The organism is Lactobacillus sp. W8172, assembly GCF_016102055.1.
GTDB classification, from domain to species: domain Bacteria; phylum Bacillota; class Bacilli; order Lactobacillales; family Lactobacillaceae; genus Lactobacillus; species Lactobacillus apis_A.
Map to the genome: position 1 here is coordinate 346,987 of NZ_JACFPG010000001.1, position 14,764 is coordinate 361,750.

Genomic DNA, 14,764 nt, shown 5'->3' on the forward strand with positions numbered 1-14,764 from the left:
AGACAAAATTTCTTATTTATAAAAATCACTAACTGGTGCAAAAGTTTTTCGATGAATTGGAGTCGGCCCATATTTTTTAATTGCGGCAATATGATCTTTGGTTCCATAGCCCACATTCAGATCAAAGTGATACTCGGGATAAACTTTTGCGTAATCTTCCATCAATTTATCTCTGAAAACTTTGGCCACGATTGACGCAGCAGCAATTGAATTCGACTTACTATCACCTTTGATTAATTCTATCTGTGGTATGTCAACCGGAACGTTCATTGCATCTACTAATAAGGCATCTGGACGAACGTCAAGATTATTAACGGCTTGAGCCATAGCCAAACGATCGGCTTCATAAATATTAACCTGATCAATTACTTCAGCATCTTTAACACCAATTGCTACACTGACAGCTTCTTCCAAAATTTTAGGATAAAGTTCCAGTCTTTTTTGTGCACTTAACTTTTTGGAATCATTAACATCGATTAGGTCAAAATTCTCATCAATGATTACTGCTGCCGTAACAACTGGACCTGCTAAGGGGCCCCGTCCTACTTCATCGACACCAGCAACCATTTGATTCTTAGCCCAAAAAGTTTTCTCATAAGTAAATCTCTTTTCAAAGGATTCCCTTTTTTGCGCCAGTTTTTCTTTACGACGTCGATAGCTGTTCAAGAGCTTTTTGGCACCTGCACGTGAATCATTTTCAAGTTCGGCAAGTTCAGTTTCATTTAATCGGTCATTGGTCAATAGTTCTTTTATCTCATTAATTGTCATGGGCGGTCCAAAGTTATCCTTCCTACTTTACCTTTGCGCAAGCGTTGTAACAGATAAAGTGAAAAGCGGTCATAATCATCCCTCATCCCATATTGCTCCGTTAATGCAAGCAATAAATCAGTATCATTAATTTTGCTAACCTCTTCTTTAGTTGACCGAGCAAATTTAACGACATCGTTTAAGTAGTACTTACGCAATTTTGAAAGCAGGTATAGGGCAACATCATCAGCACTAAAAATACTATCTTTAATTGAACCAAGTGCTGCCAACTTATAGCCAACTTCCTGATCTTCAAATTTAGGCCAAAGAATACCCGGAGTATCCAAAATTTGAATGTTATACGGCGTTTTTAGCCAAGTTTGTCCCTTAGTGACTCCAGGCTTATTACCAACGGCAGCGACATTACGTCCAACCAATCGATTGATAATGGTTGATTTACCGCAATTAGGGACACCAGCTAAGGCAATTCTAATTACTGGATTGGAAGCACCCTTTGATTCAAGTTTAGCCACCTTTGAACTTGCAGCTTTTTTAATCATTCGGATTAAGACCTGCATATTAGTGCTATGCAATGAATCAAGGGCCATAACAACTTTACCCTTGCCACTGAGCTTTTTCTGCCACATCTTAGTCATCACAGGATCAGCTAAATCAGCTTTATTTAAGATAATTAAATGTGGTTTGTCGCCCACCAGCTCACTAATCATTGGGTTTCGGGATGATTCAGGGATGCGAGCATCCAAAACTTCAACTAAGACGTCGATTAACCCCATCTTATCTTCCAGTTGGTTACGCGCCTTGTTCATGTGACCAGGATACCATTGAATATTAGCCATTATTTCGCCTTCTTTTAACACTAAAAGGCCCAAAAGGGCCTTTGTTAATACATCATTTTATCTCGATACATTTGATAAGCTTGATCAAAAATACTCATGCTAGACAAATATCCTGCATTTAATTCAAGATAGTCTGACAGCTTGTCATAGTCCTGTTCCTGTTTAGGAAAAGTTTGATCATTTTGAGCATTATTTGCGAATTGCGCAACTTCATCGTTTGAATCGGCGTCACGTAATGTCATTAAATATCGGTAAAAACTCTCTCGATAGGCCAATTATTTACTCCGTATAATACAAAATTGCATATGCATCCATACCAGCATGTGTTGCAATAATTGGACTGGTCTCACGAACCAAGACATCAATTTTTGAATTAATATCTTTGATTTTTTGAGCAAAATCGAGCAATTTTTGCGGAACACCATCTAGCGAAACATAAGAAATTCCAACTTCTTTAATTTTCTCTTTATTTGCTTCAATATCATCAAGGACTCGTTGGTCAAAAGCCATCATGAATTTCTTACCACGACCTTTTTTGGCCACTTTCAATTCGCCGTTAGGCATTTGTAACTCAATTCTAATATTAAGCATATTAGCGATTTTACCTGAAATGGGACCCAAACGACCGCCCTTGACAACATTTTCTAAGTTGACAATCATCAGACGTAAACGTTGAGTCTTCTTAATTTTTTCAAGATGATCAATTATTTCAGAAATAGATTTGCCTTTTTCGGCATCACGAGCTGCTTCTAAAACTTGTAGACCTTCGGCCCGATCCGTCAGCTCTGAATCAACAATGTGAACTTGGTCAGATTTACCGGTAAGCTTCACTGCTTGACGAGCAGCATCAATTGTACCGCTTAGAACTTTCGCTAAGAAAATCCCAATAACTTCACTACCATCACTAGTTAAATCGTTAATTGTATCAACTAAGCGACCAATTGATGGTTGGCTTGTCTTAGGTAGTTCAGCTGACTCACTCATTTTTTTAACAAACTCTTGTCTGGAAATTTCAATACCATCAAGATAAGTATTTCCGCCAACTGTTACCGATAAGGGCACAACTGTAATATCATATTTTTCAATTTCTTCTGGTGTTAATTGTGCAGAAGAATCGGTCAAAATTTTTATTCTTGACAACTTACTCGACCTCAATTCTGAATTGCTTTTCACATTCTATGATAGAATGTGAACTGAATCAATTATAAATTATTATATCAAAAAAACCAGTAAAAAAAAGAAAGCGGATAGATTGTTGCATCATGAAATTTAAAGAATTTTGGCAAGAACCGAAAAACAGAAGTAAGAATTATCAAATTTGGGATAATACACTAAGTGCAGTAACACATGGAATCGGTTTCTTCTTAGCTGTGATCGGTTTAATTCTATTAATCATTAAAGCCATTTCTCTTCAGAGTCCACTCAGGCTAATTACATTCACTATCTATGGTGTCTGTTTGATTTTGCTATATCTTTTTTCAACTCTTTTTCATAGCTTGATTTTTACCAGAGCAAGAAATGTCTTTCAAATCTTCGATCATTCCTCTATTTACCTTTTAATTGCTGGATCTTATACTCCATTTTCGTTAGTAGCCATAGGCGGAAAATGGGGTTGGCTATTATTCACTTTAATCTGGCTAATTGCGATTTTTGGAATTGTTTATTACATCTTTAACCGTGGCAAGCACGTGATTTTAGATACAATCCTCTATGTCGGAATGGGCTGGCTAGTCATTTTAGCAGGCAACTATTTGTATGCTCGTCTTAGTCCAATCGGTTTTTGGCTACTAGTCGGAGGCGGGGTAGCTTACACAGTAGGTGCAGTTTTATATACGATGAAAAATGTACCATTTATCCATGTTATTTGGCACCTATTTGTCATCTTAGGTTCTGCATTAATGTACTTTTCAGTTTTGTTTTACGTTTAGGCACTGAGTCCGTTTAAATAAACCGTAATTGCTTCTTCACTATTTTCAAGCTCACCTGCAATGACTTTTTGCTTAATTTCGGTTAAAAGTTCGCCCAATCCAGGTCCAGGATGAATTCCTGCATTAATCAAAAAGCGTCCATCAATTGCTAAATCAGCTGAAGACTTAATTGGTAAAGCAGTATAGCGGTCTACTAAAGCTTCTGAATTAACAGGCTGTCCAAGTATTTTAGCCACATCGATTGTGTTTAGCAAAACATCCTTACCCGCCTTAAATAACTCATAATCCGATGGACTATGTTCAGAAAGCAAGTCAAATAGTTCAACGATTCGTTCTACATTAGTTGTCATTGCATTTGAATTTTTCCAATCACGCATAAAACTGGTGATTTGCTCATTAGGCAATTTTAACAAAATGATAATAATTGCCCACAAGCTAGACTCCATGCTTGGACCAAATTTCAAACTAGGAAAAATACTTAACAGTTCTTTTTTACCTGCAAAATCAGGAACTCCTTCACTTAATTCTGTATCTAGGAAAACCTGAAATGCTTGACGTGAATTAGGACCGGCTCCCATTTTGATGAACTCATCGCGGATCCGTTCAACAGAGATTTTAGGCAAAAGATCATGTAAATTCTTAATTGCCTCTTTTGTCTCATCCTCAAGATCAAACTTTAGTTGGCTCATAAATCTAACTGCTCGCATCATTCGAAGAGCATCCTCGTGGAAACGTTCCATAGGATCACCAACAGCTTTAATTAGGTGATTATTCAAGTCCCCTAAGCCATTGAATAAATCAACAATTTCGCCTTCTGTATTCATTGCCAGCGCATTAATTGTAAAGTCACGTCGTTTAAGATCTTCTTTTAAGCTACGGACAAAAGTAACATGGTCAGGTCGTCTAAAATCTTGATAACCGGATTCAGTTCTAAACGTAGTAATTTCATAACTTTCCCCTTCAAAAAGTACTGTTACCGTACCATGCTTGATACCGGTATCAATCGTTTTATGAAAGAGGGATTTTACTTCTTCAGGATATGCACTAGTAGCAATATCAATATCATGGATATGCCTTCCTAAAAGCAAATCTCTGATTGAACCTCCAACAAAATATGCCTCATAACCAGCTTCTTCTAATCGCTTTAGGACAGGAATTGCTGATAAAAAAATTGGTGGTAATTCATTTATTTTTTTCATTAATAATCAACTCATTTGTTTCGTGTTTTTTAGATCAAAATATGTTACGTTTAAGGTGATGAAAATAAAAAGAAAGATGACAACTTTATGCATAAACTTACAAAAAGAAACATACTTGAATTATTCATGATAATGCTTGGTTGCGCCATATACGGCCTAAGCTTAGATATGATTTCTGCACCTAATCAACTCACCGATGGCGGTATTAGTGGAATCACCCTTTTGCTCAGACACTTCTGGGGCATTAACATGGGACTTTCTTCACTTCTATTAAACATCCCTCTTATAATTCTTGGTTACCGTTTTATGGGTAAACGACTTTTAGCCTACACAATTTGGGGAACACTTTGGCTCTCTTTTTTCTTGTGGTTCTGGCGCTTAGTTCCTATTATATATCAATTAAACTTGGAACACGACCTCTTCCTGTCCGCAATTTTGGCCGGAACACTTTCCGGAATAGGGTTAGGTTTAGTTTTTCGCTATAATGGTACTTCAGGTGGGACTGATATTATCGCTAGAATTTGCCAGATAAAATATGGCCTATCTTCTGGAAAAGTTTTATTATTCTGCGATGCAATTATTTTATTTGCTTCCCTTTCATACTTAGACTTAAAGCATATTATGTATACGCTTGTTGCATCGTTCATTCTGTCTCGTGTGATGGATACTGTACAACAAGGGGCATATTCTGCAAGGGGGCTACTCATCATTTCTGAAAACTATGAAAAGATTGCTGAAATGATTGATTTGAAACTAGATCGTGGTTTTACTTATCTTGAAGCCCGCGGCGGTTACAAAAAGACAAAGCGCCCTGTAATCTACCTCGTAGTTTCACCGCGTGAAATTCCTGCAGTTAAGGAACTAATCGCAGCAGAAGACCCTAAAGCATTTGTGAGCGTAATTGAAGTGCACGAGGCCTTAGGTGAAGGATTTACGTATAAACAAAAACGACAACATTTACTAATTCGTAAATAACTAAAATAAAACTCAACATGTCATTAAGGTCCCCTGTTCTCGCTGACCTGCGAAAGTTAGGGGTTTTATTTTATTGATTAACTCTACCTACTCTAAAAGTGTTAGACAACAGTTTAAAAGACATTTACGATAGAATTTTATTGTATAAGGGACAAAAGTAAATGCTAATTGACGCACACTGCCATTTGGCAAGCAACCAAGAGCTTGCACAATTGCAAATCAAACAACAAATAACATCCATTATCAACTGCCAAACTCCAGAAGAGTGGCAAATCAATTCTAAGTTAACCATGCATATGCAGCCACTTAGTTTTGGCATTCACCCATGGGATGTTAACAAGTTAAAGTTTGAAGAAATTGTTCCTTATTTAGAGCAAGCCGACGCAGTTGGTGAAATTGGGCTTGATTCGGTTTGGACAAAAAATGATATAAAACTTCAAACAAAAACTTTTAGAAAACAACTTGCTTGGGCAGCTAAAAAGCAAAAACCGGTTCTTCTTCACACCAAAGGCTGCGAAAAAGAAATTCTCGCAATAATTCGGCAATATCCCAATAACTACTTTGTGCATTGGTATGATTGCCTAAAATATCAAAAAGACTACATTGACCTTGGCTGCTATTTTAGCATTTGCCTTGATATTTTAGACAATCCTGCCGTTATCAAATTAGCCCAAAGTGTTCCATTAGATCATTTATTAATCGAAACTGATGGTTTGAATTCAGTAGAATGGCTACTAAATAAACCAGTTAGCGTAACTGACTATTCCGGTATCTTGAAACAAACTCTCACTGCTTTAGCCCACTTACGCCATATTGATTCAAATAAGCTAGCTACAATATTAGGAAAAAATTTAATACACTTTCTTGATCAAGCCAAATAACAAAAACTTCTTAACTGAATTTACTCAGTTAAGAAGTTTTTTAACTATCTAAAAGATTATTATTAAGTTCTTGCATTTCAGTATCTTCAGGCTCAAGCTTGAGATAGCGCCTAAGCAATTCCTTAACTACCTGTTGGGAATTTGCTTCAGTATTAAAGAAGCGAATCATTTGTTTCAAGAAATCTGCATTATTTTGAAATTCGGGATATGCAAGCAGGAATTCACTTTTTGCTTGGTCATCTTGCTCCAAAGCTTGATATGACAATGCTAAGTTCCAGTGTGCTTGTGGGTCAAGATTATCTTCATCTACTTCTTTAAACAGCTGCAAATTCTCTTCATACTTGCCTTCTTGCAAATAAACATTTGACAACTGTAATAGTAAGTCAATATCTTCTGGAAGAAATTTTAGTCCCTTTTGAAGTAAATCCTCAGCAGTAGAAAAATCATTGAGTCGTACAGCAGCACTAGCACTCTTAGAATATAACACTGGATCAAGCTCATTATAAGCAATACCAGCTTGCGCTGAACGTAAAGTTTGATCATCATCATTTTTATTTTCATATGCTGTAGCTAATAAGCGATATGCATTAACATAATCAGGACTTTGGTCAATTACTTCATCAAGGTACTTAATTGCCTGATCATTTTTACCAACAGCAAGCATAATTAGTGCAGCTTGATATTTGCTGTCAATATCTAAGATATCACCACCATGCTGATCGATTACTTCACTAGCTTCTTCATAGCGTCCCAATTTTGCAAGTGTTTGAAACAGGCGGTCATTCAAGTTGATTTCACTAAAAGTGCTTTGCCGTTTTAACAAGTCACGATATAAATCAAGTGCTTGCTCGTAGCGGCCACTTAGGTAGTCTAATTCAGCCAAACCAAATTTAACAACATCTTCATCTGGGGCAATTTTAGCTGCTTTTTTCAGCTTGCTATATGCCGTCTCGAGTAAACCATTGGTTTGATAGTAATCAGCCTGTACCAAAAGGCTGTCTAGATATGAAGGTGAATCCTCTGGAATATCGTAAAGTAAGGACAAGCCATCATCGTCTTTACCATCATTTAATAAAATCTCTGCTAAATAAATTTTAAACAAATCTTCTTTAGGAAACCTGGCAATTAGACTTCGATAAACATCCTTGGCCAAGTCAGTAAAGCCGAGCCCCATTAAATTTTCAGCTAGCGACGCCAAAACTTCTGGTTCATCCTCGTCTAAAGCTTTTTTCAGTAAAACTTTTTCTTGCGAAAAATCTTGCTTCTCTATTGAATCAAGAAGTTGTTCGGAATAGCTCATCATTATCACCTTTTTAATTATAGAAATAGTTATAATCTAATGCTCTTTAAAAGAATAACAATCAAAAAAGATGATAGCAACTACGCCATCATCTTTTTTGATAGAACCATTAGTTTTATTTAACAGCGTCTTTAAGCGCTTTACCAGGTCTAAATGCAGGAACAACACTAGCTGGAATTTCAATTTCATCACCAGTTTGTGGGTTACGTCCCTTGCGAGCTGCACGTTGACGTACTTCAAAAGTACCAAAACCAATCAATTGTACCTTTTCACCTTTAGCAAGGTCTTCTTGGATTGAGTTAAAAATTGCATCAACAGCTGTTGCAGCATCTTTTTTGGTCAACTTAGTTTTTGAAGCAACTTCAGTAACTAATTCTGCTTTATTTGCCATCTGGAAATTCACCTCCCAAAATTGAATTTCATAATAGAAATTCATACTTATTTCTCAATAGAGAAACAAGGAACAATGATTCTTTCCCAATCATTCTTTCCTTGTTTCAAAATAGCACAAAACCTATAGTACAACAAGTGATTTAGGCAAAAATTGCCATTTTTCTTTATTTGGCAGATACAAAGTTATTTCCTTTTACGTCCAATAACTTTGATTGGTGTACCGGTAAAGTCAAAGTTATCTCGCAGCTGGTTAATCAAAAATCTTTCGTAAGAAAAGTGCATTAATTCCGGATCATTGACAAAAACGACAAAAGTAGGTGGATTAACCGCCACTTGCGTCATGTAATATACTCTAAGTCGCTTTCCTTTAATTATTGGTGTTGGAACTAACTTACTTGCTTCAAGCAATAGATCATTTAGCACACTAGACCTAATTCTCTGAACTTGGTTTTCGTGTACACGTTTAACCATTTTCGGAATTTGATCAAGATTTTGACCAGTTTTAGCGGAAACAAAAATAATTGGTGCATAATCAAGATATTGGAATTCTTCTCTTATTGTTTGCTCAAATTCCTTGCCACTATTACTATTCTTCTTTGGTAAATCCCATTTATTGACAACAATAATAATTCCACGCCCCGCATCATGTGCATATCCGGCCACATGTTTATCCTGCTCTCGGATACCAGTACTTGCATCTAAAACTAAACAAACGACGTTTGAATGCTCAATCGCACTCATTGCTCTCATTACGGAGTATTTTTCAGTTTTTTCATATACTTTCCCGCGGCGTCTGATTCCTGCGGTATCAACTATACGATACTTAGTGCCATCTTCACCTTCAAATGGCGTGTCAACTGCATCTCTAGTTGTTCCTTCCTCATTGTTCACGATTACTCGTTTTTCACCGAGTAACCGATTGACAATTGATGATTTACCAACATTAGGACGTCCAATAACACTGAAAGAAATTTGATCACTATCATTGTTGTTCAAGTCTTTTGGTAATTCACTGACGATTCGATCTAGTAAATCACCAATACCAGTACCGTGGACACTTGAAATTGGAATTGGCTCGCCAAGACCTAAACTGTAGAAATCATAAATATCCATTCTTTGTTCAGGATTATCGGCCTTATTAACTGCCAAAATTACAGGTTTTTTAGTCTGGTAAAGCATTTGTGCGATACGTTCGTCCAAATTGGTTACTTGATTTGTTGCACTAGTCAAAGCAACAATGACATCTGCTTCGTCAATTGCTATTTCAGCCTGCGCCCTGATCTCATCCTCTATCCGGCCGTCTTCCCAAGTAATACCACCGGTATCGATCAAATCAAATTTGTGCCCTAGCCATTCAGCTTGTGCGTAGTTTCGGTCTCGGGTTACCCCTGGCTTGTCTTCGACGATTGCCAAACGCTCATTAATAATCCGGTTGAAAAGCGTTGATTTACCAACATTTGGTTGTCCAACAATAGCAACTACGGGTAAAACCATATTTCCAGCCTCCTAACAATAAAAGAGCCGACTTAACAAAGTCGGCTCTTTTAATTAAAAACTAACGACGATCTTTCAATTGGTCACCAATTATGTCACCTAATGCAAAACCGCTGTCATCATTGCTCATATACTTCTTGTTAACTGCGTTTTTGTTGTATGAACTGTGTGAATGTGATTCTCCGCTATTTTCAGAACCTTTAGAATCTGCAGCCTTCATTGAAAGAGAAATTCTACGTTCACTAGGGTCAATGTTTAAAACCTTAACCTTAACCTTTTGTCCAACTTCCAAAACATCGCTTGGCTTATCTACATGCTTAAATGAAATTTCAGACACATGTACTAAACCTTGAATGCCGTCAGCAACTTCAACAAAAGCACCGAAGTTAGTTAAAGACTTAACTTCGCCTTCAAAGATATCACCTTCGTTTAATTCAGCAGTAGCTTGTTCAAATGGGGAAGGTTCAGTTTGTTTAATTGAAAGGGAGATACGATGTCTGTCATCGTCTATACCGATTACTTTAACTTTAACATCTTGACCAACCTTCAAAGCATCACTAGGTTTGTCCACGTGCTTGTATGAAATTTCAGATATGTGAACTAAACCGTCCACACCACCAACATCAACAAAGGCACCAAAGTTAGTTAAACGAGATACTTTGCCTTCAACTACATCACCAACAACTAATTGTGATGCAACTTTATCAAAGGCTTCTTCACGTTCTTCTTCGATTAAGTCTTTGTGTGAAAGAATCAGACGGTTCTTACTTGGGTCAATTTCTGTAATCTTAAGCTTCATTGTTTTACCAATGTAAGGTTTAAGATCTGAAACATAACGGTTAGAAATAAGTGAAGCTGGTAAGAAACCTCTAGTACCAACATCAACTAATAAACCACCACGTACTGATGAAGTAACAGTACCCTCGATTGTTTTACCTTCTTCGAAGTCTTTTTGTAATTCGTCATAAGCTTCTCTTTCCTTAAGACGAGTTACTGAGAAGAAGAATTCACCGTTCTCCTTGTCACCACCAGCTTTTCTCAAAACTAAAGCTTTGAATTTATCACCTGGTTTAACTGCTTCACGTAAGTCTAAGTTGCGATCTGAAGTGAATTCACGACGAGGAACAACACCTTCGACACCAGCATTTTCCACACCAACATCGATTTGACCATCTTCAACGTCTAAAACTTCAACGTCTACAATATCGCCAACCTCAACTCCTTGCATTTGCTTTAATGCATCTAAAAATTGATTACTGTTTTCTGACATTATTTACCTCCCAATATCATAATCTAATTCTAAATGAAAGTAAGATATTTTTCTACTCTTTTAGCCTGTTTTTTAAATATTTTTTTGAGATTTTTTGATTTGTACTAAAATTGCTTCAACTACTTGGTCAATATTCATCTCAGTTGTGTCAATTTCAACAGCATCAGTCGCCTTTTTTAAAGGAGAAATTTGACGATGAGAATCTTTATAGTCTCTTTCCTGAATACTCTGCTCTATTTCTTTCAAGGTTTGGTCACTTTTAATTCCTTGTTGTTTCAAGTCAAGCATTCTTCTTTGTGCTCGAGAATGAGCTGTTGCAACCAAAAATATTTTTACTTCTGCATTTGGTAGAACAGTAGTTCCAATATCTCTCCCATCCATTACCACATTCATTTCACCGGCCATTTTTCTTTGAAGGCTGACCATTTTCTCTCTGATTTTTGGAAGAGCTGAAACTTGAGAAACATTGGCAGAAATTTCAGGTAAACGGACATCACGAGTTATGTCCTTGTCACCAGCGTATACTTTTTGCCCACCGTCAACTGCTTTAAGTTGAATTTCATTGCGATCGATTGCAGCTAAGATGCCTTGTTCATTACCATAATCTATGTTATTTTCTTTTGCGATAACCGTACAGGCACGATACATTGCTCCTGTATCAATATATGTAAAATTCAATTTTTGTGCAATAATCTTTGCTACTGTACTTTTTCCAGCTGAAGCTGGTCCATCAATTGCTACTTGCATGCCAATAAAAAAGGGACTGTATGTCCCAACCTTTCTACAATTTATTTTAATTTAAGAACTTGTCCAGCATTAACTTGACCGGTTGAATCAAGTTGATTAATCTGAATCAACTCATCAACTGTTAAATGGAATTTGTCCGCAATACTGGTCAGAGAATCCCCTGTTTGTACAGTATACTCTGTTGGTTGCGAAATTTTCTTTTTAGTTTTAATCTCATCTTGCGAGTTAACTTGCGTTTTTTTCCTAGTCTGTTTCTGGACAGTAGATTTAGTTTTTTTCTTGCGCATCTCTTTAAGCTTAGAATGCACCTTTTTCTTAGTTGACTTTTGCAATTCAACAACCCGTTCATTCGTCTTTTCAGCCGAAGACAAGTGATGAACTACTGGAACAAGTGCTACTAAGACAACAACCAAAAAAATAACCGTCACTTGCCATGCTCGAGAGCCAGTTTTATTTATTATTGCTCTTTTGCTGCTAGGACGTTCATAATGTTTATATGGTCCTTCATGGTTTTGCTGCATTTAAAAAACTCCTTCAACCTAGCTGGCTTAATTTTAGCATATTTACTAATTAAAATGGATAAAAAATAATCTAGAAAAAATTCCTTTTTCTAGATTATTTAGTCAGTTTACTTTACTTATCTTTATTTTTTTGCAAAATTTGATCTACAACTTCTTGTAGAGAAATTTCTTTCATTTTTTGTTTTGCGCTTTGCTCAATTTCAGAATAGACATTCCCTAATACCTCCTGGATATTGCCACCAACAATACACTTAGGATTGGTCTCGGGATCAACATGCAAAAGATGATGATTGATATTAATTGCTTGATAGATATCAAAAATACTAATTTCTGCTGGATTTCTGGTTAGAGTTGGTTTAGCTAAGCCTTGACGCCCAGTAATGATGTTGGACTTTTTCAAATCACTCATCAAACTTCTAATTACACTCGGATTTGCTTCAATGCTGGCAGCGATTGCTTTACTGGATTGGTCACAGTCCGAACATATTACTAGATAAGCTAGCAAATGAATCGCGTCACTTAATTTATATGAGTATTTGATTTGTCCTCACCTTACTTCGAAAGTATCTCTTTGATACCATCACTTAGAGTGGTCAATTCTCTTCCAAGTACATTTGGCAGATCACTACTGTTTTCATTTAATGAGCCATTGTCAATTGGATCCTGGAAGGAAGCATATAATGCAGCTGTTTGACTGTCTAAGCCTTGATTTTCTAAATCAAAAGTATACTCCTGTTTAGAAACCTGTGCAACATCACATGGTTGAGCAAGTACCTTATTTAAAGCTTCTCCTAGCACTTCGTATGTAACTGATTTGCCTGAAAATTCATAAATTGCTTGTGGATTTTCAGAAGTAAGAACTTTTGCAGCAGCTTCCGCATATTCACGTTCAAGCGCCCAACCTGCTTTATTACCTGCCCAGTAAATAGCCTTTTGCCGTGCTTTTCCACTTTCAAAAAAGCCAGCCTCATTTTCTAGATACCAATTGTTTCGTAAAAATGAATGTGGGATATCTGCTTCTTCAATTAAGTTTTCTGTCAGCTTATGGTCAGCTGCCAATGCAGTTTTTGAAGATTGCGCATTAGCAAAACTAGTATAAGCCACAAAACTCACATGATTTTTTTGAAGTGCAGAAACAACATTCTGATGTTGCACACTACGCTCTACCGGACCACCAGGCTGTGATGAAATAAAGAGTACTCGATCAATTCCTTCAAGTGCGTCAGTCATTTCTTCTACACTATCATAATTGCCTTTTCTAATTTCAAAATCTGGGAAAAGTTGTTGAGCCTTTTGCTCATTTCTTGCGATAACAATAATATCTTTGGGATCAACTAACTTTGATAAATAATTGACTGCTAACAAACCAAAATTGCCTGTAGCAGCAGTAACAGCATATTTCATTAATAAACGCCTTTCTTTCATGTTGGTTTATAATTAACAAGTTATATTATACTTGATGTTGAAATAAAAACAACATGTTTAAGCAAAATAAAAGCGCTAGGAAAATCCTAACGCTTCTTATACTTATTTATTTAATTTGAAATATTTACGTACGAATGGTTTCAAGCTTCTCAGAACAGTTTCAAATAGTAAGAATACAACTACACCGTTAATTGCGCCCTTTAATAAATTAAACGGCACAATAATTCCGAAAATGTAAGCACTCATTGATGGAATATGAAGTAATTGTCCTAAATAAACCTTTTCTGTGAAGTTAAGTAAACCAGAATAACCGTGAATAGCTGGTAAGTTTGGCACTGTTGATACAGCATAAATTGGTGTTAGAACCAGTGCGTTCAATGTTGCCAAAACAATTGTCATTGCGACAATACCAATTAATATTCCCAAAAGTGGCTTCAGGTGCCTTTTGGTTGTATTTTTTTCGTCAACAGAAAGATCTTTGGTAACAAAGTAAAATGGTAGTGCGAATGACATTGATGCAAGTAAAGCAGCTAATTGGCCAATAATACTTGGCAATGCAAAGCCCTTATATATCAAATCAATTATCATTCTGATAAAAGCGATAAACAAGCCAGGCAAAGGTCCAAATAGAAATGTTCCAATCGTCACGATAACATCTGAAAAATCAAATTTCAAAAAGCTGGCAACAGGCAACGGAAAGGCAATTTCCATTAAAATGAATGCAATTGTACCGATTAAAGCGTATGCAATAATATTGGCTAAATTACTAGTATTTTTCCTTTTCAATATGTTTTCCTCCAAAAAACAACAGGTCTGTTGCTCCTAGCAACAGACCCGCTTAAATGGAATGAACCCGTATATCATTATATCATTCACAGCTTAAGTTTAGTCTGTCTTCTTTCATCTAGACTTTAACTATCGGTATCATAACTGATTCCACCACTTGCGTGGGTCGTGGACTCTCACCACCGGTCGGGATTTTCACCCTGCCCTGAAGACAACAAACTTATATTCAATTACAAACATA

At 36.5% G+C, this 14,764-nt stretch carries 17 protein-coding genes and 1 riboswitch; of the genes, 3 read left to right on the top strand and 14 right to left on the bottom strand.

What is annotated here, in order from left to right; genetic code table 11:
- Window positions 1–12: 12 nt before the first annotated feature.
- The 4 genes from H3R21_RS01590 to H3R21_RS01605 are packed head-to-tail and all read right to left on the bottom strand — an operon-like array spanning window position 13 to window position 2,744.
- On the bottom strand, window positions 13–768 hold the full coding sequence (locus H3R21_RS01590; RefSeq protein ID WP_198182544.1) for a ribonuclease HII: 756 nt from the start codon (window positions 766–768) through the stop codon (window positions 13–15).
- On the bottom strand, window positions 765–1,604 hold the full coding sequence (gene ylqF / locus H3R21_RS01595; RefSeq protein WP_046306843.1) for a ribosome biogenesis GTPase YlqF: 840 nt from the start codon (window positions 1,602–1,604) through the stop codon (window positions 765–767). Before ylqF ends, H3R21_RS01590 begins: the two co-directional genes overlap by 4 nt.
- Window positions 1,605–1,648: 44 nt before the next feature.
- Window positions 1,649–1,879, bottom strand: coding sequence for a YozE family protein (locus tag H3R21_RS01600; RefSeq protein WP_046306842.1), 231 nt, complete (start codon window positions 1,877–1,879; stop codon window positions 1,649–1,651).
- 4 nt (window positions 1,880–1,883) lie between these two features.
- Window positions 1,884–2,744: a DegV family protein gene (locus tag H3R21_RS01605; RefSeq protein ID WP_198182546.1), complete on the bottom strand. Its 861-nt coding sequence runs from the start codon at window positions 2,742–2,744 to the stop codon at window positions 1,884–1,886.
- A 122-nt stretch (window positions 2,745–2,866) separates the two neighbouring features.
- Here H3R21_RS01605 and H3R21_RS01610 point away from each other — a divergent pair, with 122 nt between their 5' ends.
- Window positions 2,867–3,532: a hemolysin III family protein gene (locus tag H3R21_RS01610; RefSeq protein WP_198182548.1), complete on the top strand. Its 666-nt coding sequence runs from the start codon at window positions 2,867–2,869 to the stop codon at window positions 3,530–3,532.
- Here H3R21_RS01610 and H3R21_RS01615 read toward each other — a convergent pair.
- Complete coding sequence (locus tag H3R21_RS01615) at window positions 3,529–4,731, bottom strand: CCA tRNA nucleotidyltransferase (protein ID WP_198182550.1); 1,203 nt, start codon at window positions 4,729–4,731, stop codon at window positions 3,529–3,531. The two genes, H3R21_RS01610 and H3R21_RS01615, sit on opposite strands and share 4 nt — an antisense overlap.
- 87 nt (window positions 4,732–4,818) lie before the next feature.
- Here H3R21_RS01615 and H3R21_RS01620 point away from each other — a divergent pair, with 87 nt between their 5' ends.
- Together H3R21_RS01620 and H3R21_RS01625 are read left to right on the top strand one after the other, a co-directional pair.
- Window positions 4,819–5,706: a YitT family protein gene (locus tag H3R21_RS01620; protein ID WP_198182551.1), complete on the top strand. Its 888-nt coding sequence runs from the start codon at window positions 4,819–4,821 to the stop codon at window positions 5,704–5,706.
- Between the two features lie 161 nt (window positions 5,707–5,867).
- Window positions 5,868–6,587, top strand: coding sequence for a TatD family hydrolase (locus H3R21_RS01625; protein ID WP_198182552.1), 720 nt, complete (start codon window positions 5,868–5,870; stop codon window positions 6,585–6,587).
- 40 nt (window positions 6,588–6,627) lie between these two features.
- On the opposite strand, the gene H3R21_RS01630 is transcribed toward H3R21_RS01625, so the two are convergent.
- From H3R21_RS01630 to H3R21_RS01670, 9 genes are all read right to left on the bottom strand, one after another.
- Window positions 6,628–7,887: a lipopolysaccharide assembly protein LapB gene (locus H3R21_RS01630; protein WP_046306836.1), complete on the bottom strand. Its 1,260-nt coding sequence runs from the start codon at window positions 7,885–7,887 to the stop codon at window positions 6,628–6,630.
- Between the two features lie 115 nt (window positions 7,888–8,002).
- Window positions 8,003–8,278 carry an HU family DNA-binding protein gene (locus tag H3R21_RS01635; RefSeq protein WP_046306834.1) on the bottom strand — a complete coding sequence of 92 codons (276 nt, stop codon included), beginning with the start codon at window positions 8,276–8,278 and terminating at the stop codon, window positions 8,003–8,005.
- A gap of 185 nt (window positions 8,279–8,463) precedes the next feature.
- On the bottom strand, window positions 8,464–9,774 hold the full coding sequence (gene der, locus H3R21_RS01640) for a ribosome biogenesis GTPase Der (RefSeq protein ID WP_046306832.1): 1,311 nt from the start codon (window positions 9,772–9,774) through the stop codon (window positions 8,464–8,466).
- 61 nt (window positions 9,775–9,835) lie between these two features.
- Complete coding sequence (rpsA, locus tag H3R21_RS01645; RefSeq protein WP_198182553.1) at window positions 9,836–11,044, bottom strand: 30S ribosomal protein S1; 1,209 nt, start codon at window positions 11,042–11,044, stop codon at window positions 9,836–9,838.
- Between the two features lie 72 nt (window positions 11,045–11,116).
- On the bottom strand, window positions 11,117–11,791 hold the full coding sequence (gene cmk / locus H3R21_RS01650; RefSeq protein WP_046306829.1) for a (d)CMP kinase: 675 nt from the start codon (window positions 11,789–11,791) through the stop codon (window positions 11,117–11,119).
- Window positions 11,792–11,832: 41 nt separating this feature from the next.
- Entirely contained in the window at window positions 11,833–12,312 is a 480-nt protein-coding gene (locus H3R21_RS01655; protein WP_198182554.1) for a LysM peptidoglycan-binding domain-containing protein, read from the bottom strand.
- A 112-nt stretch (window positions 12,313–12,424) separates the two neighbouring features.
- Entirely contained in the window at window positions 12,425–12,853 is a 429-nt protein-coding gene (locus H3R21_RS01660; RefSeq protein WP_198183057.1) for an Rrf2 family transcriptional regulator, read from the bottom strand.
- A gap of 11 nt (window positions 12,854–12,864) precedes the next feature.
- Complete coding sequence (locus tag H3R21_RS01665; protein WP_198182555.1) at window positions 12,865–13,716, bottom strand: NAD(P)H-binding protein; 852 nt, start codon at window positions 13,714–13,716, stop codon at window positions 12,865–12,867.
- Between the two features lie 123 nt (window positions 13,717–13,839).
- Complete coding sequence (locus H3R21_RS01670; RefSeq protein ID WP_232352282.1) at window positions 13,840–14,523, bottom strand: ECF transporter S component; 684 nt, start codon at window positions 14,521–14,523, stop codon at window positions 13,840–13,842.
- 102 nt (window positions 14,524–14,625) lie between these two features.
- Window positions 14,626–14,740, bottom strand: a riboswitch (FMN riboswitch).
- Window positions 14,741–14,764 lie beyond the last annotated feature (24 nt).

Coding starts and splice junctions, on each gene's coding strand:
- H3R21_RS01590 (WP_198182544.1), bottom strand. CDS start 768: ATGACAATTAATGAGATAAAAGAACTATTGACCAATGACCGATTAAAT.
- ylqF (WP_046306843.1), bottom strand. CDS start 1,604: ATGGCTAATATTCAATGGTATCCTGGTCACATGAACAAGGCGCGTAAC.
- H3R21_RS01610 (WP_198182548.1), top strand. CDS start 2,867: ATGAAATTTAAAGAATTTTGGCAAGAACCGAAAAACAGAAGTAAGAAT.
- H3R21_RS01615 (WP_198182550.1), bottom strand. CDS start 4,731: ATGAAAAAAATAAATGAATTACCACCAATTTTTTTATCAGCAATTCCT.
- H3R21_RS01620 (WP_198182551.1), top strand. CDS start 4,819: ATGCATAAACTTACAAAAAGAAACATACTTGAATTATTCATGATAATG.
- H3R21_RS01625 (WP_198182552.1), top strand. CDS start 5,868: ATGCTAATTGACGCACACTGCCATTTGGCAAGCAACCAAGAGCTTGCA.
- H3R21_RS01630 (WP_046306836.1), bottom strand. CDS start 7,887: ATGAGCTATTCCGAACAACTTCTTGATTCAATAGAGAAGCAAGATTTT.
- H3R21_RS01635 (WP_046306834.1), bottom strand. CDS start 8,278: ATGGCAAATAAAGCAGAATTAGTTACTGAAGTTGCTTCAAAAACTAAG.
- der (WP_046306832.1), bottom strand. CDS start 9,774: ATGGTTTTACCCGTAGTTGCTATTGTTGGACAACCAAATGTTGGTAAA.
- rpsA (WP_198182553.1), bottom strand. CDS start 11,044: ATGTCAGAAAACAGTAATCAATTTTTAGATGCATTAAAGCAAATGCAA.
- cmk (WP_046306829.1), bottom strand. CDS start 11,791: ATGCAAGTAGCAATTGATGGACCAGCTTCAGCTGGAAAAAGTACAGTA.
- H3R21_RS01655 (WP_198182554.1), bottom strand. CDS start 12,312: ATGCAGCAAAACCATGAAGGACCATATAAACATTATGAACGTCCTAGC.
- H3R21_RS01665 (WP_198182555.1), bottom strand. CDS start 13,716: ATGAAATATGCTGTTACTGCTGCTACAGGCAATTTTGGTTTGTTAGCA.